We start from the raw sequence: 19,765 nt of genomic DNA on the forward strand, positions 1-19,765 counted from the left end.
GCGAATCCCACAGGAATAATTGGCCCGAAACAAACGTAGGAGCGAGCGCAGCTCGCGATGCGCCGCGCGGGCGGCGCTCGCTCTAACAGGCGCTGCATACCTTGTGGCAAACACCTGTCTGCCCTGATGCGATCCCCGTGGGAGATTCTATGGTTTTAGGGAAGTTTTTTAAGCGGCTTTTGACCGATACTCGTCTCCGCTTTTCAGTAGGGCAAATACTACTCGCGCCAGTTTGCGTGCGAGCATGACAAGCGATGCTGTCGTGCTAAAACCACGCGCCAGGCGCTCTTCGTAGTACGACTTCCATGCTGCTGTGCGGGATGCTGACATAGCCGCGTTGTGAAGGAGGCGTCGAGCTTCGGGGTCTCCTCGCTTCGTGAGCTTGGATTGCCCTTTTTTCTGCCCCGACTGCGCAATCCTCAGATCCATACCCAAAAAGGCGATAAACGCATCACCCCCGCTGAAGTTGCCACGCTGAAACGTCGCTGTCAGGCGAGCAGCAGTTAGAAAACCCACCCCTTCGACCTTCATGCAGCGCTTTACCTGAGGCATCAGCCCGGCCTTTTCCAGCAGGCCCTTGATCATCTTCTCCACCAGCAGCTCAAGCCGCTGCATCGCACGCAGATGCGTCTTGAAGGCGGCTTTGAGTAGCGGTTCATTGGCCCACCCCTGAGTCAGGCTGGTTCGTGCCTGAACCAGTCCTGCACGTCGCCGGAACAAGCTCAGAAGCTGTCGATAGATAGCCGGTGGCGGCGCCCAGGGCGTTAGGTCCTGCCCTTCGTTCTTCAGATAGCGGGCCAACAGCTGGGCATCAATTGCATCTGTCTTAGCGCGTACGTTGACACCTTTACGGTAATGGCTCAGGGCGTACCCATCTACCACGTAAATCGTATGCCCGAACTCAAAGGCCAGATCCGTAAACAGGACGTGATAGATGTTGGTCGCTTCGATAGCGACGGACATCGCACCCGAGAGGCCTTTGAGCCATTTCTTGATAGCTGCTTTAGTATTGGGGATTGCTATGAGTTCTGCTGATTCATCGTCCCAAATGACCAATTCTGTTTTGGCCACATCCACGCCAATCAGCCGCTTTGAATCAGCAACCACCATTGCCATGAGCAACTCTCCTCGATAGTGTTGGAGTACTTGAAGGGTCACCCAGAGGCGCTGGCTTGTGTCTTTCGTCGGTCCGAGCCCGGAAGCATTCTTTATCGGCGCTTGGGTGAAAAGGGAGGAGGGGCGAGGTCTCCCACGGTCTGTACTGCGCTAACAGTCAGAAGCTGGCTTTGTCCCTCCTCCTCCCTTCAAGTCTAACCATACAAGCTGGCTTGCCTGCGATGGGCCGCACAGCGGCCCCGGCTATCCATGAGGTAACACCGTGCACTCCACTGACGTGATCATCCTCGGCGCCGGCGCCGCCGGCCTGATGTGCGCCCAGCTCAGCGCCCGCCGCGGCCGCCGGGTACTGTTGCTCGACCACGCAAACAAGCCAGGCAAGAAGATCCTCATGTCTGGCGGCGGGCGCTGCAACTTCACCAATATGTACACCGAACCGGCCAACTTCCTCTCGCACAACGCCCATTTCTGCAAATCCGCGCTGGCCCGCTACACGCAATGGGACTTCATCGAGCTGGTATGCAAGCACGGCGTGGCGTACCACGAGAAGAAGCTCGGCCAGTTGTTCTGCGACAACAAGGCCAGCGACATCCTCGACATGCTGCTGGCCGAATGCGACGAGGCCGGTGCCGAAATCCGCATGCACACCAGCATCGAACAGATCGAAAGAACCGAAAGCGGCTACCTGCTGCAGACCAGCGGCGGGCAGTTCGCCTGCCAGTCACTGGTGATCGCCACCGGGGGCCTGTCGATCCCGACCCTGGGCGCCACCGGGTTCGGCTACCAGGTCGCGCGCCAGTTTGGCCACACCCTGCTGCCGACCCGCGCCGGGCTGGTGCCGTTCACCATCACCGAGCCACAACTCAAGGCATTGTGCAGCGAGCTGTCCGGCACTTCGCTTGATTGCACGGCCACCTGCAACGGCACCAGCTTCCGCGAAAACCTGCTGTTCACCCACCGTGGCCTGAGTGGCCCGGCAATCCTGCAGATCTCGTCGTTCTGGGAAGCCGGTGACACTGTCGAGATCAACCTGTTGCCCGACCGCGATGCACTCACCTGGCTGCAGCAGATGCAAACCGAGCGCGCCAATGCCGAACTGAAGACCGTGCTGGGCGAAGTGTTCACCCGCAAGCTGGCCAACCTGCTGGCCGAGCAGTGGTTCGAGTCCCGTCCCATGAAGCAGTACACCCCCGCAGAACTGGCGCAGATTGCCGAGAAGCTGGCCAACTGGCAGGTGGTGCCTGCGGGCACCGAGGGCTACCGCACCGCCGAAGTGACCCTGGGCGGCGTGGATACCCGCGAAGTGTCGTCCAAGACCATGGAGTCGCTGAAAAGCCCCGGGCTGTACTTTATTGGCGAAGTGCTGGATGTCACCGGCCACCTGGGTGGTTTCAATTTCCAGTGGGCCTGGGCATCGGCCAACGCCGCAGCGCAGTTCGTGTAGAGTAGAATCCATTCAGCAGCACGGAACGCTTCTTGCTGGCCCGTGCCCAGCGCCGGAATCTGGGCCGCTTCGCGCCCCTTCGCGGGCATGCCCGCTCCCACGGGGTTTTGTGCAGTACCTGTGGGAGCGGGCGCGCCCGCGAAGGGCCGCAAAGCGGCCCCAGTAACCGGTTCTGAAAGGTATTCCTCTGATCACTGCCTAGCAGGCCAACATGTCATCGAGCTCGTTCCGTCAGTCACTGCGTCGCCTGTGGGGCCAAGACAAGTTCAGCTATAGCATCCGGGTCACCATCGCCCTCACCGGCAGCCTGGCCCTGTGCTGGTACCAGAACGAGATGGCCCTGCTGATCCCGCTGTTCCTCGGCATCATCGCCAGCGCGCTGGCCGAAACCGACGACAGCTGGCAGGGCCGCCTCAGCGCCCTGGCCGTCACCCTGGTGTGTTTCGCCATTGCTGCGCTGGCGGTCGAACTGCTGTTCCCCTACCCTTGGTTCTTCGCCATCGCCCTGGCCCTGGCAGCGTTCAGCCTCACCATGCTCGGCGCACTGGGCGAACGCTACGGGGCCATTGCCTCGGCAACCCTGATCACCGCGGTTTACACCATGATCGGCGTAGACCAGCGCGGCGGCCAGGTCACGGATTTCTGGCACGAGCCCATGCTGCTGGTGGCGGGCGCGGCCTGGTACGGGCTGTTATCGGTATTGTGGCAGGCGCTGTTCTCCAACCAGCCGGTCCAGCAGAGCCTGGCCAAGCTGTTCTTCGAGCTGGGCAGCTACCTGAAACTCAAGGCCAGCCTGTTCGAGCCGGTGCGCACCCTCGACGTCGAAGCCACACGCCTGGCCCTGGCCCAGCAGAATGGCAAGGTAGTGGCAGCCCTGAACGCGGCCAAGGAAATCATCCTGCACCGGGTCGGCAACAGCCAGCCAAACTCCAAGGTCAGCCGCTACCTGAAGCTGTATTTCCTGGCCCAGGACATCCACGAGCGGGTCAGTGCCTCGCATTACCCCTACAACGCCCTGACCGAAACGTTCTTCCACAGTGACGTGATGTTCCGCTGCCAGCGCCTGCTGCGCAAACAGGGCTCGTCCTGCCAGGAGCTGGCCCGTTCGATCCGCCTGCGCCAGCCTTTCGTGCTGGCCAGCGGTTATCCCGAGGCCCTCGAAGACCTCAACGCTGCGCTGGAGCACCTGCGCCTGCAAAACAACCCGGCCTGGCGCGGCCTGTTGCGCTCGCTGCGGGCCCTGGCTGCCAACCTGGCCACGCTCGACCGCCTGCTCAGTGCCGCGAGCAACCCCGACAGCCTGGCCGACGCCAGTGACAGCAGCCTGCTCGACCGCTCGCCACGCTCGCTCAAAGACGTGTGGACGCGCCTACGTACCCAGCTGACACCCACGTCGCTGCTGTTCCGGCATGCCTTGCGCCTGCCCCTGGCACTGTCGATTGGCTACGGCATGGTGCACCTGATCCACCCCACCCAGGGCTACTGGATCATCCTCACCACCCTGTTCGTCTGCCAGCCCAACTACGGTGCGACCCGGCGCAAGCTGGTGCAGCGCATTTTCGGCACGGCCATTGGCCTGACCGTTGGCTGGGCCTTGTTCGACCTGTTCCCCAACCCGCTTATCCAGTCGCTGTTCGCCGTAGTTGCCGGGGTGGTGTTCTTCGTCAACCGCACGACCCGCTACACCCTGGCCACGGCCGCGATCACGCTGATGGTACTGTTCTGCTTCAACCAGATCGGCGACGGCTACGGCCTGTTCCTGCCGCGCCTGTTCGATACCCTGGTGGGCAGCCTGATTGCCATCCTTGCGGTGTTCCTGTTCCTGCCTGACTGGCAGGGGCGGCGCCTGAACAAGGCGCTGGCCAATACCCTGGCCTGTGCCAGCGTGTACTTGCGCCAGATCATGCAGCAGTATGCCCACGGCAAACGCGACGACCTGGCCTACCGCCTGGCCCGGCGCAATGCCCACAACGCCGACGCGGCGCTGTCCACCACCCTGGCCAACATGCTGATGGAGCCGGGGCATTTCCGTAAGGAGGCCGATGTCGGCTTCCGGTTCCTGGTGCTGTCGCACACCCTGCTCAGCTACCTCTCGGGGCTGGGCGCGCACCGCGATACGGCATTGCCGGCCCAGGCCCAGGAACAGTTGATCGAAGGTGCCGGGCAAAGCCTGGCCAGCAGCCTGGACGAAATCGCCAACGGCCTGGCAGCGCGGCTGCCCGTGGCCATTCACAGCGATGCCGAAGAAGCGCTGGCCAACGCCCTGGAGCAGATGCCGGATGAGCTGGATGAACATCAACGGCTGGTGCAGACACAGCTGGCGCTGATCTGCCGGCAGTTGGGGCCATTGCGGACCTTGGCCGCGCACCTGATCAAGGAAGGCAACCCGGGCTGAGGCCTGACCCGGCCTTTACCCACGAAGAGGCCGGTAACGCCACCCAAGCTCAAAAGCCATGCTGGCGCAGCAGCCGGGCATAGCTGCCATCGGCCTTCATCGCTGCGATCGCCTGCTCGAACCGCTCGACAATCCGCGCACGCTCCGGGTGCTTCAGGCTGACCAGGATATGCAGGGTGTTCTCCCCCAGCGGCGGCTCAACCAGCACCACCTCGTCACGCACCTGCTGCGGTTCACGCTGCAGGTTGTAGCGGGCAACGTACTCGTCTTCCACCGCCAGGTCTACTCGCCCTGCTGCGACCATGCGCAGTGCCGAGGAAAAGGTGCGCACCGCCACCTTGTGCAGGCGCGGATCGCCGTCGAACCCAGGGGAATAGGCGTAATCACGCACGACAGCGATGGTGTAGGGGTAAAGGTCCGACTGTTGCCGGTAGCGTATCGCCTGGCCTTTTCGCTGCAGCAAGCGGATACGGTTGGTCAGGTATGGCGTGGAGAACTGCCCGATACTGGCACGCGCCTCGTTGTACCAGGCATCGATCAACACGTCGTAGCGCCCTTGCGCAACGCCCTGCAGCGCCCGCGCCCAGGGCGCCTCCTCATAGCTGCTGGCGTAGCCGGCACGGGCCAGCGCCGTGGTGACGATGCTGGTCGCCAAGCCACCGCCCGGCAGGTCTACATCGGTGAACGGGGGCCATTTATCCGCCACCAGGCGCAGCTTGCCCTGACCCAGGGCAGGTGTTGCCAGCAGGATTGCCAGTACTCCCAGCGCACAAAGCAGTGGCCGCATGCTTACGTCCTTTTGCCATGGAGGGCACACACTGCGGGTGAGGTTACACAACCGCACTGCCGGGGGCAGCGGCCAATAGTGTCATTTTGCCTCTATTTTTGGCCTCAAGGGTAACCCAGCACGTCGCGGACCTGCCGCAGATGCTGGCTGATCCACTGTTTGTCGACCGCGCCCCAGTCACGAATACGGTAATGCCCGGCGTGGTTGCGCGCGCCTTCCTGTTGCTCGAACTCGCAAACGATGTCCAGGTCGGCCAGCGCGGCGATGGTGTCCTGGGCGGTGCGCCGCGGCATACCGGTGGCTTCCACCAGGGCCGGCACGCTGGTCGCGGTGCGGCTGTCGATCAGCCAGGCTACGTACAGGCGCCGGTAGAAGCTGCTTTTGGTCTTGCTCACGTCCATGCTGCATGTTCCTCAGAGGTTGCCCGGCAGTTCCCGGTAGGTCAGGTACACGCGCAGGTCGAATTCCAGTTGGTGATAATCGGGTTCCATGTGCTGGCAGAGCTGGTAGAAGGCCTTGTTGTGGTCGCGCTCGCGCAAGTGCGCCAGCTCATGCACCACGATCATGCGCAAGAACTGCGGTGCGGCCTCCTTGAACAGCGAGGCGATACGGATTTCCTTCTTGGCCTTGAGCTTGCCGCCCTGCACCCGCGACACCGCGGTGTTCAGGCCGAGCGCGCGGTGGGTCAGGTCAAGCCGGCTATCGAACAACACCTTGTCCAGGCCCGGCGCACTGCGCAGGTACTGCTGGCGCAGCTCCTGGGCATAGCCGTACAGCGCCTTGTCGCTTTGCACATCATGGCGCCCGGGGTAGCGGCGCTGCAGGTACTCGCCCAGGCGGTCGCTGTCGATCATCTTGCGCACCTGCTCTTGCAGGTGCGGCGGGTAGGCTTGCAGGTAACGTAATACGGTCATGGCAGTGCATTCGGCGTAACGAATGCCGATTCTAGCCAATCATGGCGCTGGCCAGGAGAAAATCACCGGGAAGCGGGTAGCGTCCGAGGCGGTCATGGGGTGGGCCACCAGGAACCCCTGCACATACTCGCAACCATTGGCCTTGAGCCAGGCTGCCTGGGCCGGGGTTTCCACGCCCTCGGCAATGACCGTGATGCCGTAGTCGGCGCACAAGCTGATGACACTGCGCACCAAGGCGGTATCCACTGCCGTATCAGGCAAGCGTGCCACCAGGTGGCGATCCAGCTTCAGGGTATCGATCGGCAGGTCCCGCAGCATGCGCAGTGAACAGTCGCCGGCGCCAAAGTCATCCAGCGCCACCCGTACGCCCAGCTCGCGCAGGCGATGGATTTGTTTCACCGCCGCATCGATGTTGTACATCAATGAGGTCTCTGCAACCTCGACCTCCAGTTGCGCCGGGTCCAACTGGTAAAACTGGATCACCCGCTGCAGTTCTTCGACCAGCCCGGGCATGACGAACTGCGCACGGCTCAGGCTGATGCCCAGCACCAGGTCTGCGGGAAAGTGCTGGTACCAGGCATGGCGTTGGGCCGCGCCCTGGCGGTAGATCCAGCTGGCCAGCCGGTTGATCAGCCGGGCTTCCTCGAGCAGAGGAATGAACAGGCCTGGCGGCACATCGCCGACGCTCGGGTGCTGCCAGCGCAACAAGGCCTCGAAACCCCGCAGGCGGCCATCGATGAAGCTGACTTGCGGCTGGTACACCAGGGTGAAGTCCTGTTGCTCGATGGCCGTGCGCACGCTGTCTTCAAGCATCAGCCGCGAACGCGCCCGCCCGTTGAGTTCCTGGTCGTAAAAGCGGTACTGCTGGCGCCCGGCCTGCTTGGCGGCATACATCGCCGCATCGGCTGCGCGCAGCAGGCCTTCGACATTGGCACCGCATTCCGGATAGGTGGCAATGCCGATGCTCACCCCAAGGCACACATCCAGGCCGTCCACTTCATGGCGGATGGACACCCGCTCCAGCAGCTGCTCGGCATAACGCCCAGCCTGCTCCGGGTAAGGCAGGCTGTCGAACAGCGCGGTGAATTCATCGCCACCCATGCGCGCCAGCAAGGCCTCGCTGCCCAGGCAGTCCTTGAGTTGCTCGGCGACCCAGCGCAGCACCCGGTCACCGGCGTCATGGCCAAGGGTGTCGTTGATGCGCTTGAAACCGTCCAGGTCCATGTACATCAGCGCCTGGGCCTTGTCCGAGCGCTCGTTGCGCAACAGAGCGCCTTCGGCCGCCTGGTAGAAGCCGCGGCGGTTCAGCAGGCCGGTCAGCGGGTCGGTAACGGCCTGGTACTCCAGTTGCTGGTGCAGGTTGCGCACTGCCGACATGTCCAGCACGGTCACCACCATGGCCTGCTGGTCGGCTGGCAACGGCGCGCACGACAATGCCACCGGAACAAGCTCGCCGGCCAGCGTGCGCAGTTGCGCGTCGTGCACGCGGTAGATTTCTTGCCCCAGGTAAGCGCGGTAGAACTCCGATTCAAGCCATGGGCAGGCAGCGGGAAGCTGCACCAGGTCGAGCAATTGGGCACCCTGAATGTGCTGCACGGGGGCCGCCAGCAAGCGGGAAATGGCCGGGTTGGCAAAGCTGATCACGCCCTGTGCGTCCACCACCAGAATGCCTTCGGCGGCGTTCTCCAGAATCGACCCATTGAACGCCCTGGCGGCTTCCAGCTCCCGGGTCAGGCGCTGCAACATGCGCCGGTTGCGCTGCTGGTCGAGCAAGGCCTGGACCTTGGGCTTGAGAACCTTGGGGTCGAACGGTTTGAACATGTAGTCCACGGCGCCGCTGGCGTAGCCTTTGAGCACGGCCGCTTCGGACTGTTCGTTCGCGGTCAGGAAAATGATCGGTGTCAGCCGCGTACGTTGGCTGCCGCGCATCAGCCGGGCAACTTCAAAGCCGTCCATCTCCGGCATTTGCACGTCCAGCAGGACCAGGTCGACATCATGCTCCAGCAAGGTGCTGAGGGCTTCCATCCCCGAACCGGCTGTTAACACCTGCCAATCTTGCCGGGCCAGCAAAGCCCGCATGCTGATGAGGTTTTCGGGGTAATCGTCTACCACCAGAAGAACCGAACTGCCATCCAGTGGCTGAGGGTAAGCGCCATCCATGCTGCTTCTCTTGTATGTCCAACTACGACTTGCTATTGGCTCCGAGCTTAACTCTAGCCGTGGCTACGAAAGACGCAATGCAAGGCATGGCAATAAGCCATGGACGAAGAAATTAATCGACTAACGGTACCTGTGCAACATGACTGTGAGCCTGATGCCGGGGGCCGCCAAACCGCTCCCAAGGCCTGAATGCCAAGCAAAAAAAACCCGCATTTCTGCGGGTCTTTCTATAACGCTCAAAGGTTCGATCAGTTGACCTTGGCCGCCAGCTCGCCTTTGGCATAGCGCTGGAACATGCCTTCCAGGGAGATCGGCTTGATCTTCGAGGCATTGCCGGCAGTGCCAAACGCTTCGTAACGGGCGATGCACACATCACGCATGGCCTTCACGGTTTCAGCGAAGAACTTGCGAGGGTCGAACTCGCTCGGGTGCATGGCCATGTGGCGGCGCATGGCACCGGTGGAAGCCAGGCGCAGGTCGGTGTCGATGTTGACCTTGCGCACGCCGTACTTGATGCCTTCAACGATTTCTTCAACCGGTACGCCGTAGGTTTCCTTGATCTCGCCACCGTACTGGTTGATGATCGCCAACCACTCCTGCGGTACCGACGAGGAGCCGTGCATCACCAGGTGGGTATTGGGGATGCGCTTGTGGATTTCCTTGATACGCTCGATGGCCAGGATGTCACCGGTTGGCGGCTTGGTGAACTTGTAGGCACCGTGGCTGGTACCAATGGCGATGGCCAATGCATCGACCTGGGTTTTCTTGACGAAATCAGCGGCTTCTTCCGGGTCGGTCAGCATCTGGCTGTGGTCCAGCACACCTTCGGCACCGATACCGTCTTCTTCACCGGCCATGCCGGTTTCAAGCGAACCCAGGCAGCCCAGCTCGCCTTCTACCGAAACGCCACAGGCGTGCGCCATGGCCACGGTCTGCTGGGTGACACGCACGTTGTATTCGTAGTCGGTCGGGGTCTTGCCGTCTTCGCCCAGCGAGCCGTCCATCATGACCGAGCTGAAGCCCAGCTGGATCGAGCGCTGGCAGACATCAGGGCTGGTGCCATGGTCCTGGTGCATGCACACCGGAATGTGCGGGAATTCTTCGATGGCAGCCAGGATCAGGTGGCGCAGGAACGGGGCGCCGGCGTATTTGCGGGCACCGGCCGAGGCCTGCACGATCACCGGGGAGTCGGTCTTGTCGGCCGCTTCCATGATGGCGCGCATCTGCTCGAGGTTGTTGACGTTGAAAGCTGGTACGCCGTAACCGAACTCGGCGGCGTGGTCCAGCATCTGGCGCATGCTAATGAGTGCCATTGTGTATCTCTCTCCCGACAAGCGTCGTATGTTTCGTGCAAGCCTGCCGCAGGGGCGGTTGCTGTTCAAGTAGTGTGGGCCGCCATTGCGGCCCGGCCAGTCACGGTGCCTTGCAGCCCCGCCCAATCAGATCGTTGGTTGCCACCCAGTACACCAGGCCTTCTTCGCCCTTGGTGTGGAAGGCCAGCATGCCATCGCTGTACAGCACGCCCGAAGCACCTGGTTCGGCCTTGAGCCGGTAAACCTGGTCACCACCGCCCAGGCGCACATCGACCTGGTCACGCTGGGCATCGGCGAAGCGCCACAGCACCTCGGCCTGGGTGTCGCAGACCCAGCGGGTCCAGTTGTCTGCCGGGGCGGGTTGCGCCGGCTGCAGCAGTGAGCAGCCTGCCAGTGTCGCCAGGACCGTCACGGCCAAAAGCGCTTTCATTCAGTTTCCTCGATATGGGGCTGCTTTGCAGCCCTTCGAGGGCTTGCCCGCTCCCACAGGTCAAGCGCGGTACCTGTGGGAGCGGGCAAGCCCGCGAAGGGCCGCACAGCGGCCCCTTTCCAAGACCACAAATCAGCCTTCAGGTTGCCTGCTACCCGATCAAGGGCAACCCGGCGCCTTGCGCTGGTGGTCTTCGTCGTACTTTTCCAGGCCTTCCGGGCCCACCCGCTTGCTGATTACCGGCACGGTCTCGGCCTGCCACTCGGACTGGTAGCAGCCGCCCTTGGGCGGCTGCGCCGGGTCATCAGGCGAAGCCGGGCTGCCGGAGCACGCGCTCAGCAGACCCGCCAGCAGCATCACAGGCAATTGCTTGACCATCAGGCCACTCCCTTTGCCAGGCGCCGAAGTCATCAGGCCTTGGCCCGCTCTTCCAAGATTGCCACGGCTGGCAGGACCTTGCCCTCGACAAACTCGAGGAACGCGCCGCCACCGGTAGAAATGTAGGAGATTTCCTTGCTAACGCCATATTTGTCGATGGCCGCCAGGGTGTCACCGCCACCGGCGATGGAGAACGCGTCGCTGTCGGCGATGGCCTTGGCCAGCACCTGGGTACCCTTGCCGAACTGGTCGAACTCGAACACGCCGACCGGGCCGTTCCACAGGATGGTCTTCGACGACTTCAGCAACTCGGCGAACTGGGCTGCGGTTTGCGGGCCGATGTCCAGGATCATGTCGTCGGCAGCAACATCGGCGATGGCCTTGACGGTGGCTTCGGCATCTTCGGCGAACGCCTTGGCGACCACCACGTCAACCGGCAGCGGCACATTGACCTTGGCAGCGATGGCCTTGGCCGTGTCGACCAGGTCCGGCTCGTACAGCGACTTGCCGACAGGGTGCCCGGCAGCGGCCAGGAAGGTATTGGCAATGCCACCACCGACGATCAGCTGGTCGCAGACCGCGCTCAGGCTGTTCAGCACGTCCAGCTTGGTGGAAACCTTGGAGCCGGCGACGATGGCCGCCATCGGCTTGGCCGGCGCCTTCAGGGCTTTGCCCAGGGCATCCAGCTCGGCAGCCAGCAGGGGGCCTGCAGCTGCAACCTTGGCGAACTTGGCCACACCGTGGGTCGAGCCCTCGGCGCGGTGCGCGGTGCCGAACGCGTCCATGACAAACACGTCGCACAGCGCAGCGTACTGCTGGGCCAGCTCGTCGGCGTTCTTCTTCTCGCCCTTGTTGAAGCGCACGTTCTCGAACAGCACCAGCTCACCGGCCTGCACCGCGACGCCGCCCAGGTAGTCGGCAACCAGCGGCACCTCGCGGCCCAGGGCCTTGCTCAGGTACTCGGCAACCGGCTTGAGGCTGTTTTCGGCAGAGAACTCGCCTTCGGTCGGGCGGCCCAGATGCGAGCAGACCATTACCGCCGCGCCCTTCTCCAGGGCCAGCTTGATGGTCGGCAGCGCTGCCAGGATGCGCGCGTCGCTGGTTACCACACCGTCCTTCACAGGCACGTTGAGGTCTTCGCGGATCAGTACGCGCTTACCTTGCAGGTCGAGGTCGGTCATCTTCAACACGGTCATGAATGCAGTCCTTCAGGGCTGTTTATTGCGGGTTGGGTGAACGACGTGCAGATAGTGTTCGGCAACGTCGAGCATACGGTTGGCGAACCCCCATTCGTTATCGAACCAGGCCAGCAGGTTGACCAGGCGGGGCCCGGCAACACGCGTCTGGCTGGCATCGACGATCGCCGAATGCGGGTCATGGTTGAAATCACAGCTGGCATGCGGCAGCTCGGTGTAGGCCAGCAAGCCTTTCAGCGGGCCGTCCAGCGCGGCCTCACGCAGCACCCGGTTGACCTCGGCGGCACTGGTGTCGCGGGCGGTCTGCAGGGTGATGTCCAGGCAAGACACGTTGACGGTCGGCACGCGTACCGCTTTGGCCTGGATTCGCCCGGCAAGTTCCGGAAGCAGGCGCTCGATACCGCGCGCCAGACCAGTGGACACCGGTATCACCGACTGGAAGGCCGAACGGGTGCGGCGCAAGTCTTCGTGGTGATAGGCGTCGATCACCGGCTGGTCGTTCATCGCCGAGTGGATGGTGGTGATCTGCACGTACTCGATGCCGAACGCCTGGTCCAGTACACGCAACAGGGGCACGCCGCAGTTGGTGGTACAGGAGGCATTGGAAACCAGCCGCTCCTGGCCGGTCAGGCAAGCCTGGTTGATGCCATAGACCACGGTGGCATCGACGTCGGCCTCGCTGGCCATGGGCTGGGAGAACAGCACGCGCGGGGCACCGGCATCGAGGAAGCGCTGGCCGTCGGCGCGGGTGTTGTAGGCACCGGAGCACTCCAGCACCAGGTCGAGACCCAGGGCAGCCCAATCGATGCCTTCGGGGGTGGCGCTGCGCATGACTTTCACGCAGTCGCCATTGATGTGCAGGCAGTCGCCGTCGACCTTCACCTGGCCAGGGAAGCGGCCATGGGTGGAGTCGAAGCGAGTCAGGTACTCCAGGCTGGCCTGGTCGGCCAGGTCATTCAGCGCAACGATCTCGAAACCGGCCTTCGCCCCCCGCTCGAACAGCGCGCGCAGGACACAGCGGCCGATACGGCCATAACCGTTGAGTGCAACTTTGTAGGGACGCAGGTGGGGCATTCGTTGGCTCGCTAACGCATGATGGCGGTTGGGGCCGGGTGGCGGCCCATCGCGACGCAAGGCCGCTCCTACAGGGTGCGGCATGCGCAGTACCCTGTAGGAGCGGCCTTGTGTCGCGATGGAGGGCAAAGCCCTCCCCTTGCACGACCTGAAGGGCGTCACTGCCCTCCTGGGTTACATCAGTCTTCCAGCAGCTCTTCGGCAGTACCGAGGATGTTCTCCAGGGTGAAACCGAACTCCTCGAACAGGGCCGAAGCCGGCGCCGACTCACCGTAGGTGGTCATGCCGATCACGCGGCCTTCCAGGCCGACGTACTTGTACCAGAAGTCGGCGTGGGCGGCTTCGATGGCGATGCGCGCGCCCACTTCCAGCGGCAGCACGGACTGCTTGTAGGCAGCATCCTGGGCATCGAACACGCTGGTGCACGGCATGGAAACCACACGCACCTTGCGGCCCTGCTCGGTCAGCTTGTCGAAGGCCTGAACCGCCAGGCCCACTTCCGAACCGGTGGCGATCAGGATCAGTTCAGGCTCGCCTGCACAGTCCTTGAGCACATAGCCACCACGGCTGATGTCGGCGATCTGCTGCGCGCTGCGCGCCTGGTGCTGCAGGTTCTGGCGCGAGAAGATCAGCGCCGAAGGGCCGTCCTTGCGCTCCAGGGCGTTTTTCCAGGACACAGCGGATTCAACGGCGTCAGCCGGGCGCCAGGTGTCCAGGTTCGGCGTGCTGCGCAGGCTGGTCAGCTGCTCGATCGGCTGGTGGGTAGGGCCGTCTTCGCCCAGGCCGATGGAGTCGTGGGTATACACATGGATCACGCGCTGCTTCATCAGCGCCGACATGCGCACGGCGTTGCGGGCGTATTCCATGAACATCAGGAAGGTCGCGCCGTAAGGCACCAGGCCGCCGTGCAGGGCAACACCGTTCATGATGGCGGTCATGCCGAACTCGCGTACGCCATAGAACACGTAGTTGCCGCTGGCGTCATTGGCCTCGACGCCCTTGCAGCCCTTCCACAGGGTCAGGTTGGAGCCGGCCAGGTCGGCCGAACCGCCGAGGAACTCGGGCAGCAGCGGGCCGAAGGCGTTCAGGGCGTTCTGGCTGGCCTTGCGGCTGGCGATGGTTTCACCCTTGGCAGCCACTTCTTCGATGTAGGCCTGGGCCTTGGCACTGAAGTCGGCCGGCAGTTCGCCGCGGGTACGGCGCTTGAACTCGGCAGCCAGCTCCGGGTAAGCCTTGGCGTAGGCGTCGAAGCGCTGGTTCCACTCGGCTTCGACCTGGGCACCGGCAGCCTTGGCATCCCACTCGGCATAGATGTCGGCCGGGATTTCGAACGGGCCGTAGTTCCAGTTCAGGGCCTGGCGGGTCAGGGCGATTTCGTCGTTGCCCAGCGGTGCGCCGTGGCAGTCTTCCTTGCCCTGCTTGTTCGGCGAACCGAAACCGATGGTGGTCTTGCAGCAGATCAGGGTCGGGCGATCGCTCTTGCGGGCGGTCTCGATGGCGGTCTTGATCTCGTCGGCGTCATGGCCGTCGACGTTGCGGATCACCTGCCAGTTGTAGGCTTCGAAGCGCGCCGGGGTGTTGTCGGTGAACCAGCCGTGCACTTCGCCGTCGATGGAGATGCCGTTGTCGTCGTAGAAGGCGACCAGCTTGTTCAGGCCCAGGGTGCCGGCCAGCGAGGCGACTTCATGGGAGATGCCTTCCATCATGCAGCCGTCGCCCAGGAACACATAAGTGTTGTGGTCGACGATGGTGTGGCCGTCACGGTTGAACTGGGCAGCCAGCACTTTTTCTGCCAGGGCGAAGCCCACGGCGTTGGCGATACCCTGGCCGAGCGGGCCGGTGGTGGTCTCCACGCCCGGGGTGTAGCCGTATTCCGGGTGGCCCGGGGTGCGGCTGTGCAACTGACGGAAGGCCTTGAGGTCGTCGATCGACAGGTCGTAGCCGGTCAGGTGCAGCAGCGAGTAGATCAGCATCGAGCCGTGGCCGTTGGACAGCACAAAGCGGTCGCGGTCGGCGAAGTGCGGGTTGCTCGGGTTGTGTTTCAGGTAGTCACGCCACAGTACTTCGGCGATATCCGCCATGCCCATGGGGGCACCTGGGTGGCCGCTATTAGCCTTTTGCACGGCATCCATGCTGAGGGCGCGAATGGCGTTGGCACGTTCACGACGGCTGGGCATCGCTGGTCTCCTGGGGGGCTTGTAGAGGTGGTGTCACGAAAAAGACGACCATTTTCGCCCACTGGGGGGCTTGGGGCAAACATTTAAGCGCCAAGCGGCCAGCTTTAAGCTTCAAGAAAGAAGCAGGGGCCGAGCCGGACTGCTCTGGAGCCTGTAGCGTGCAGTTTGAAGGCTGCAACTCATCGCCAATATCAAAACTTTTTGATATTGGCCTTGCTAGGGCACCAATGCCTGACTAGACTGCCCGCCCATGAACCTCCGTGTGCAATCGATCCCCGAGCAATGCGAAACATTGGCCGCCCTGTGCAAGGCCAGTGGCGACGCCTTGCGCCTGAACGTGCTGCGAGCCCTGGCCAACGACTCGTTCGGTGTACTGGAGCTGGCCCAGATCTTCGGCATCGGGCAGTCGGGCATGAGCCACCACCTCAAGGTGCTGGCCCAGGCAGAGCTGGTCGCCACCCGCCGTGAAGGCAATGCCATCTTCTACCGCCGCGCCCTGCCCGACAGCCTGCGCCTGGGTGGCCGGCTGCACGCGGCGCTGCTGGAAGAGGTGGATGCCCTGGCCCTGCCGGCCGATGTGCAGGCGCGCATCGCGCAGGTCCAGCAACGCCGCGCGGTCACCAGCCAGGACTTCTTCCTGCGCGTGGAAGAAAAGTTCCGCGCCCAGCAAGACCTGATCGCCGGCCTGCCGCAGTACCGCGAGAGCCTGCTGGCGCTGCTCGACAAGCTGCATTTCGACCCGGCGGCCAGTGCCCTGGAAGTCGGCCCCGGCGACGGTGGTTTTCTACCCGATCTGGCCCGGCGCTTTGCCCACGTCACTGCACTGGACAACAGCGCGACCATGCTCGAACTGGCGCGCCAGGTGTGCCAGCGCGAGGGGCTCGACAATGTGACCCTGCAGTTGGCCGATGCACTGGGTGCCACGGATGTGGCCGCCGACTGCGTTGTGCTGAACATGGTACTGCACCATTTCAGCGACCCGGCCCTGGCCTTGCGCCAGCTGGCCAAACGGGTGAAGGCAGGCGGCAGCCTGCTGGTCACCGAGTTGTGCAGCCATGACCAGGGGTGGGCCCGCGAAGCCTGCGGCGACCTGTGGCTTGGCTTTGAACAGGACGACCTGGCCCGCTGGGCCAACGCGGCCGGGCTGGCCCATGCGGACAGCCTGTACGTGGGCTTGCGCAACGGTTTCCAGATCCAGGTCCGGCACTTCCAGCGCACGGCTGGCGACATACACCATCGGTAAATTTCAGGAACCTTCGAGATGAGCGAATACTCCCTTTTCACCTCCGAGTCCGTGTCCGAAGGGCATCCGGACAAGATCGCCGACCAGATTTCGGACGCAGTCCTCGATGCCATCATCGCCCAGGACAAATACGCCCGCGTAGCGTGTGAAACACTGGTCAAGACCGGTGTCGCCATCATCGCCGGCGAGGTCACCACCTCGGCCTGGGTCGACCTGGAAGACCTGGTGCGCAAAGTCATCATCGATATCGGCTACAACAGCTCCGACGTCGGCTTCGACGGCGCCACCTGCGCCGTGATGAACATCATCGGCAAGCAGTCGGTAGACATCGCCCAGGGCGTCGACCGCTCCAAGCCGGAAGACCAGGGCGCCGGCGACCAGGGCCTGATGTTCGGTTATGCCAGCAACGAAACCGAAGTGCTGATGCCGGCGCCTATCTGCTTCTCGCACCGCCTGGTCGAGCGCCAGGCCGAAGCACGCAAGTCCGGCCTGCTGCCATGGCTGCGCCCGGATGCCAAGTCGCAGGTCACCTGCCGCTATGAAAACGGCAAGGTCGCAGGCATCGACGCAGTGGTACTGTCGACCCAGCACAACCCTGAGGTTTCGCAGAAAGACCTGCAAGAAGCGGTGATGGAGCTGATCGTCAAGCACACCCTGCCTGCCGAACTGCTGCACAAAGGTACCCAGTACCACATCAACCCGACCGGCAACTTCATCATCGGTGGCCCGGTGGGCGACTGCGGCCTGACCGGCCGCAAGATCATCGTCGACTCCTACGGCGGCATGGCGCGTCACGGTGGTGGTGCGTTCTCCGGCAAGGACCCGTCCAAGGTCGACCGCTCCGCCGCCTACGCCGGCCGCTACGTGGCCAAGAACATCGTCGCCGCCGGCCTGGCCGAGCGTTGCGAGATCCAGGTGTCGTACGCCATTGGCGTGGCCCAGCCGACCTCCATCTCGATCAACACCTTCGGTACCGGCAAGGTCTCCGACGAGAAGATCATCCAGCTGGTGCGCGAGTGCTTCGACCTGCGCCCGTACGCGATCACCACCATGCTCGACCTGCTGCACCCGATGTACCAGGAAACCGCTGCCTACGGCCACTTCGGCCGTACCCCGCAGCAGAAGACTGTCGGCGACGACACCTTCACCACCTTCACCTGGGAGCGTACCGACCGCGCCCAGTCGCTGCGTGACGCTGCTGGCCTGTAAGTTTTCCTGCAGCGCTGGACGAAAGCCCCTGCCGAGCGATCGGCAGGGGCTTTTTCATGACATATCGACTCACAATCGCTTACCGGCAATGCCTGCCAGCTTGCCTACGCTGAGGGGCCAACCCGCCATGCAAGGATGCAGGCCATGCCGCTCATGCTGTTCATCACCCTGCTCGGGGTGCTCGCCGCGCCACTGGCGCACGCCAGCTCATGCCCCGGCTGGAACCCCCAGCAAGTCGCCAGCGAGGTTGCCCAATTGCGGAAAACCCTTGGCAGCTGGGACGACCACTACCATCGCCAAGGCATTGCCTTGGTACCTGATGAGCTTTATGACCAGAGCCGCCAACGCCTCGCGCAGTTGCAGCAGTGCTTCGGCCTGGCCGGTGGCCCTGCGCCCCTGGCCAACGCGGGCGGCCCGGTACCCCACCCCATCCCCCACACGGGCATCGACAAGCTGCCCGACCGCCACGCCGTGCAGCGCTGGCTGGCCGGCAAGGCCGATGTCTGGGTCCAGCCCAAGGTCGATGGCGTGGCGGTGTCGCTCATTTACCGAGAGGGCCGCCTGGTGCAGCTGATCAGCCGGGGCAACGGCGCCCAAGGGCACGACTGGAGCCGCCACATCCCCCAGCTGGGTAGCATCACCCGCCAGCTGCCGCAGGCCATGGACCTGCAGTTGCAGGGTGAGCTGTACCTGCGCTTGAACGCGCATGTTCAGGCCCAGGCGGGCGGCGCCAAGGCGCGCGATACCGTGGCCGGGTTACTCGCCCGCAAGCGCCTGAGCAGCGAACAGGGCGAGGCGGTGGGCCTGTTCGTCTGGGACTGGCCGCAAGGCCCCGAGCAACAGGCCGAACGCCTCGCGCAGCTGGCACAGCTGGGCTTTGCCGACAGCCAGCGCTACAGCGTTGCCATCAATACGCTGGATGAGGCGGCCCAATGGCGTGAACACTGGTACCACGCTGCCCTGCCCTTCGCCAGCGATGGTGTGGTGCTGCGCCAGGGTAGCCGGCCACCCGCTGAACGGTGGCAGGCCAAGGCACCGTACTGGCTCGCCGCCTGGAAGTACCCGTACATGCAAGCATTGGCCGAGGTTCGCGACGTGCGCTTTCGGGTCGGTCGTACCGGGCGGGTCACGCCCGTGCTGCACCTGCTGCCGGTAACCCTCGACAACCGACGGGTCACGCAAGTGAGCATGGGTTCGCTGGCGCGCTGGCACAGCCTGGACGTTCGCCCTGGGGACCAGGTGGCGGTGAGCCTGGCCGGGCTGACCATTCCGCGCCTGGAGCAGGTGGTACACCGCGCTGTCGAGCGCGTGCCGGTAGCGGCACCGGCAGCCGGCCAGTATCACGCCCACAGCTGCTGGCAAGCCAGCGTGGGCTGTGAAGAACAGTTCATCGCCCGCCTGGCGTGGCTGAGCGGCAAGCACGGCCTGGCCCTGCCGCGCACCGGGCCGGGCACCTGGCGCCGGCTGGTCGCAGCCGGGCTGGCAACCTCGCTCACTGACTGGCTGCAACTGGATGCCACACGCTTGAGCGAGGTTGCAGGAATCAGTGCGCGAACGGCAGCCCAGTTGCGCAGCAGTTTCGACGATGCCCGCACCCGGTCGTTTGACCAGTGGCTGCGGGGGCTGGGCGCTCCCCTGCCCAATGGCATGCAGATTACCGGCGACTGGCAAGCACTGGCGGCCCGCACGGCTGACACTTGGCAGGTATTACCCGGCATTGGCGAAAAGCGCGCACGACAACTGGTGGATTTTTTTGCAGCCGCCGAGGTTCGAGCCATAGCAACGCAGCTGGGCGAGCACGGTATCGAAGGCTTTGAGCGCCTTAAGCAATGATTTTTTACCAATTAGTCTGTAGGAAATTCCTGAGATTCAAGCGGAAATACCCGGCAAGGGTTTCTAAAAGGACAAAACCAAGGCAGGATTTCACCC

At 63.6% G+C, this 19,765-nt stretch carries 16 protein-coding genes; 5 read left to right on the top strand and 11 right to left on the bottom strand.

All coding sequences use genetic code 11. From position 1 onward, the window contains the following. Nucleotides 1-168: 168 nt before the first annotated feature. Nucleotides 169-1,116, bottom strand: a complete 948-nt coding sequence (locus L1P09_RS22930) for an IS110 family transposase (protein ID WP_029886225.1) — start codon at nt 1,114-1,116, stop codon at nt 169-171. 262 nt (nt 1,117-1,378) lie between these two features. On the opposite strand from L1P09_RS22930, the gene L1P09_RS22935 reads away from it, so the two are divergent. Further along, nucleotides 1,379-2,560: a BaiN/RdsA family NAD(P)/FAD-dependent oxidoreductase gene (locus tag L1P09_RS22935; protein ID WP_054881921.1), complete on the top strand. Its 1,182-nt coding sequence runs from the start codon at nt 1,379-1,381 to the stop codon at nt 2,558-2,560. Nucleotides 2,561-2,771: 211 nt separating this feature from the next. Next, entirely contained in the window at nt 2,772-4,955 is a 2,184-nt protein-coding gene (gene yccS, locus L1P09_RS22940) for a YccS family putative transporter (RefSeq protein WP_029886249.1), read from the top strand. A gap of 49 nt (nt 4,956-5,004) precedes the next feature. Here the strand turns inward: yccS and L1P09_RS22945 are convergent, their stop codons facing one another. From L1P09_RS22945 to tkt, 10 genes are all read right to left on the bottom strand, one after another. Beyond that, the gene (locus tag L1P09_RS22945; protein ID WP_029886250.1) at nt 5,005-5,742 is read right to left on the bottom strand and encodes a substrate-binding periplasmic protein; all 738 of its coding nucleotides are present in this window, start codon (nt 5,740-5,742) and stop codon (nt 5,005-5,007) included. Between the two features lie 104 nt (nt 5,743-5,846). Then, a complete protein-coding gene (locus tag L1P09_RS22950; protein ID WP_009681370.1) occupies nt 5,847-6,143 on the bottom strand; it encodes a winged helix-turn-helix domain-containing protein in 297 nt (98 codons plus the stop codon). A 12-nt stretch (nt 6,144-6,155) separates the two neighbouring features. After that, entirely contained in the window at nt 6,156-6,656 is a 501-nt protein-coding gene (locus L1P09_RS22955) for a M48 metallopeptidase family protein (protein WP_009681371.1), read from the bottom strand. Nucleotides 6,657-6,695: 39 nt separating this feature from the next. Next, nucleotides 6,696-8,816, bottom strand: coding sequence for a putative bifunctional diguanylate cyclase/phosphodiesterase (locus tag L1P09_RS22960; protein ID WP_232892248.1), 2,121 nt, complete (start codon nt 8,814-8,816; stop codon nt 6,696-6,698). 248 nt (nt 8,817-9,064) lie between these two features. Further along, nucleotides 9,065-10,129 (bottom strand): class II fructose-bisphosphate aldolase, encoded by a 1,065-nt coding sequence (gene fba / locus L1P09_RS22965; protein ID WP_009681373.1) that lies wholly within the window; start codon nt 10,127-10,129, stop codon nt 9,065-9,067. A 100-nt stretch (nt 10,130-10,229) separates the two neighbouring features. Further along, the gene (locus L1P09_RS22970) at nt 10,230-10,559 is read right to left on the bottom strand and encodes an MliC family protein (protein WP_192441156.1); all 330 of its coding nucleotides are present in this window, start codon (nt 10,557-10,559) and stop codon (nt 10,230-10,232) included. Between the two features lie 159 nt (nt 10,560-10,718). Further along, nucleotides 10,719-10,970, bottom strand: coding sequence for a hypothetical protein (locus tag L1P09_RS22975; RefSeq protein WP_047149951.1), 252 nt, complete (start codon nt 10,968-10,970; stop codon nt 10,719-10,721). After that, nucleotides 10,970-12,133, bottom strand: a complete 1,164-nt coding sequence (locus L1P09_RS22980; RefSeq protein ID WP_009681377.1) for a phosphoglycerate kinase — start codon at nt 12,131-12,133, stop codon at nt 10,970-10,972. Before L1P09_RS22980 ends, L1P09_RS22975 begins: the two co-directional genes overlap by 1 nt. A 12-nt stretch (nt 12,134-12,145) precedes the next feature. Next, nucleotides 12,146-13,207: an erythrose-4-phosphate dehydrogenase gene (gene epd / locus L1P09_RS22985; RefSeq protein ID WP_235768149.1), complete on the bottom strand. Its 1,062-nt coding sequence runs from the start codon at nt 13,205-13,207 to the stop codon at nt 12,146-12,148. A gap of 179 nt (nt 13,208-13,386) precedes the next feature. Continuing rightward, complete coding sequence (gene tkt, locus L1P09_RS22990) at nt 13,387-15,384, bottom strand: transketolase (RefSeq protein WP_029886254.1); 1,998 nt, start codon at nt 15,382-15,384, stop codon at nt 13,387-13,389. Nucleotides 15,385-15,634: 250 nt separating this feature from the next. Here tkt and L1P09_RS22995 point away from each other — a divergent pair, with 250 nt between their 5' ends. The 3 genes from L1P09_RS22995 (at nt 15,635) to ligB (ending at nt 19,669) form a co-directional block, all read left to right on the top strand. Then, complete coding sequence (locus L1P09_RS22995; protein ID WP_009681380.1) at nt 15,635-16,627, top strand: ArsR/SmtB family transcription factor; 993 nt, start codon at nt 15,635-15,637, stop codon at nt 16,625-16,627. An 18-nt stretch (nt 16,628-16,645) separates the two neighbouring features. Then, complete coding sequence (gene metK / locus L1P09_RS23000) at nt 16,646-17,836, top strand: methionine adenosyltransferase (protein ID WP_054904964.1); 1,191 nt, start codon at nt 16,646-16,648, stop codon at nt 17,834-17,836. Between the two features lie 144 nt (nt 17,837-17,980). After that, complete coding sequence (gene ligB / locus L1P09_RS23005) at nt 17,981-19,669, top strand: NAD-dependent DNA ligase LigB (RefSeq protein ID WP_235768150.1); 1,689 nt, start codon at nt 17,981-17,983, stop codon at nt 19,667-19,669. Nucleotides 19,670-19,765 lie beyond the last annotated feature (96 nt).

Source organism: Pseudomonas juntendi (genome assembly GCF_021560075.1).
GTDB lineage: Bacteria > Pseudomonadota > Gammaproteobacteria > Pseudomonadales > Pseudomonadaceae > Aquipseudomonas > Aquipseudomonas juntendi.

Coding starts and splice junctions, on each gene's coding strand:
- metK (WP_054904964.1), top strand. CDS start 16,646: ATGAGCGAATACTCCCTTTTCACCTCCGAGTCCGTGTCCGAAGGGCAT.
- L1P09_RS22970 (WP_192441156.1), bottom strand. CDS start 10,559: ATGAAAGCGCTTTTGGCCGTGACGGTCCTGGCGACACTGGCAGGCTGC.
- L1P09_RS22995 (WP_009681380.1), top strand. CDS start 15,635: ATGAACCTCCGTGTGCAATCGATCCCCGAGCAATGCGAAACATTGGCC.
- tkt (WP_029886254.1), bottom strand. CDS start 15,384: ATGCCCAGCCGTCGTGAACGTGCCAACGCCATTCGCGCCCTCAGCATG.
- L1P09_RS22960 (WP_232892248.1), bottom strand. CDS start 8,816: ATGGATGGCGCTTACCCTCAGCCACTGGATGGCAGTTCGGTTCTTCTG.
- L1P09_RS22980 (WP_009681377.1), bottom strand. CDS start 12,133: ATGACCGTGTTGAAGATGACCGACCTCGACCTGCAAGGTAAGCGCGTA.
- ligB (WP_235768150.1), top strand. CDS start 17,981: ATGCCGCTCATGCTGTTCATCACCCTGCTCGGGGTGCTCGCCGCGCCA.
- L1P09_RS22955 (WP_009681371.1), bottom strand. CDS start 6,656: ATGACCGTATTACGTTACCTGCAAGCCTACCCGCCGCACCTGCAAGAG.
- L1P09_RS22950 (WP_009681370.1), bottom strand. CDS start 6,143: ATGGACGTGAGCAAGACCAAAAGCAGCTTCTACCGGCGCCTGTACGTA.
- L1P09_RS22975 (WP_047149951.1), bottom strand. CDS start 10,970: ATGACTTCGGCGCCTGGCAAAGGGAGTGGCCTGATGGTCAAGCAATTG.
- fba (WP_009681373.1), bottom strand. CDS start 10,129: ATGGCACTCATTAGCATGCGCCAGATGCTGGACCACGCCGCCGAGTTC.
- epd (WP_235768149.1), bottom strand. CDS start 13,207: ATGCCCCACCTGCGTCCCTACAAAGTTGCACTCAACGGTTATGGCCGT.
- L1P09_RS22945 (WP_029886250.1), bottom strand. CDS start 5,742: ATGCGGCCACTGCTTTGTGCGCTGGGAGTACTGGCAATCCTGCTGGCA.
- yccS (WP_029886249.1), top strand. CDS start 2,772: ATGTCATCGAGCTCGTTCCGTCAGTCACTGCGTCGCCTGTGGGGCCAA.
- L1P09_RS22930 (WP_029886225.1), bottom strand. CDS start 1,116: ATGGCAATGGTGGTTGCTGATTCAAAGCGGCTGATTGGCGTGGATGTG.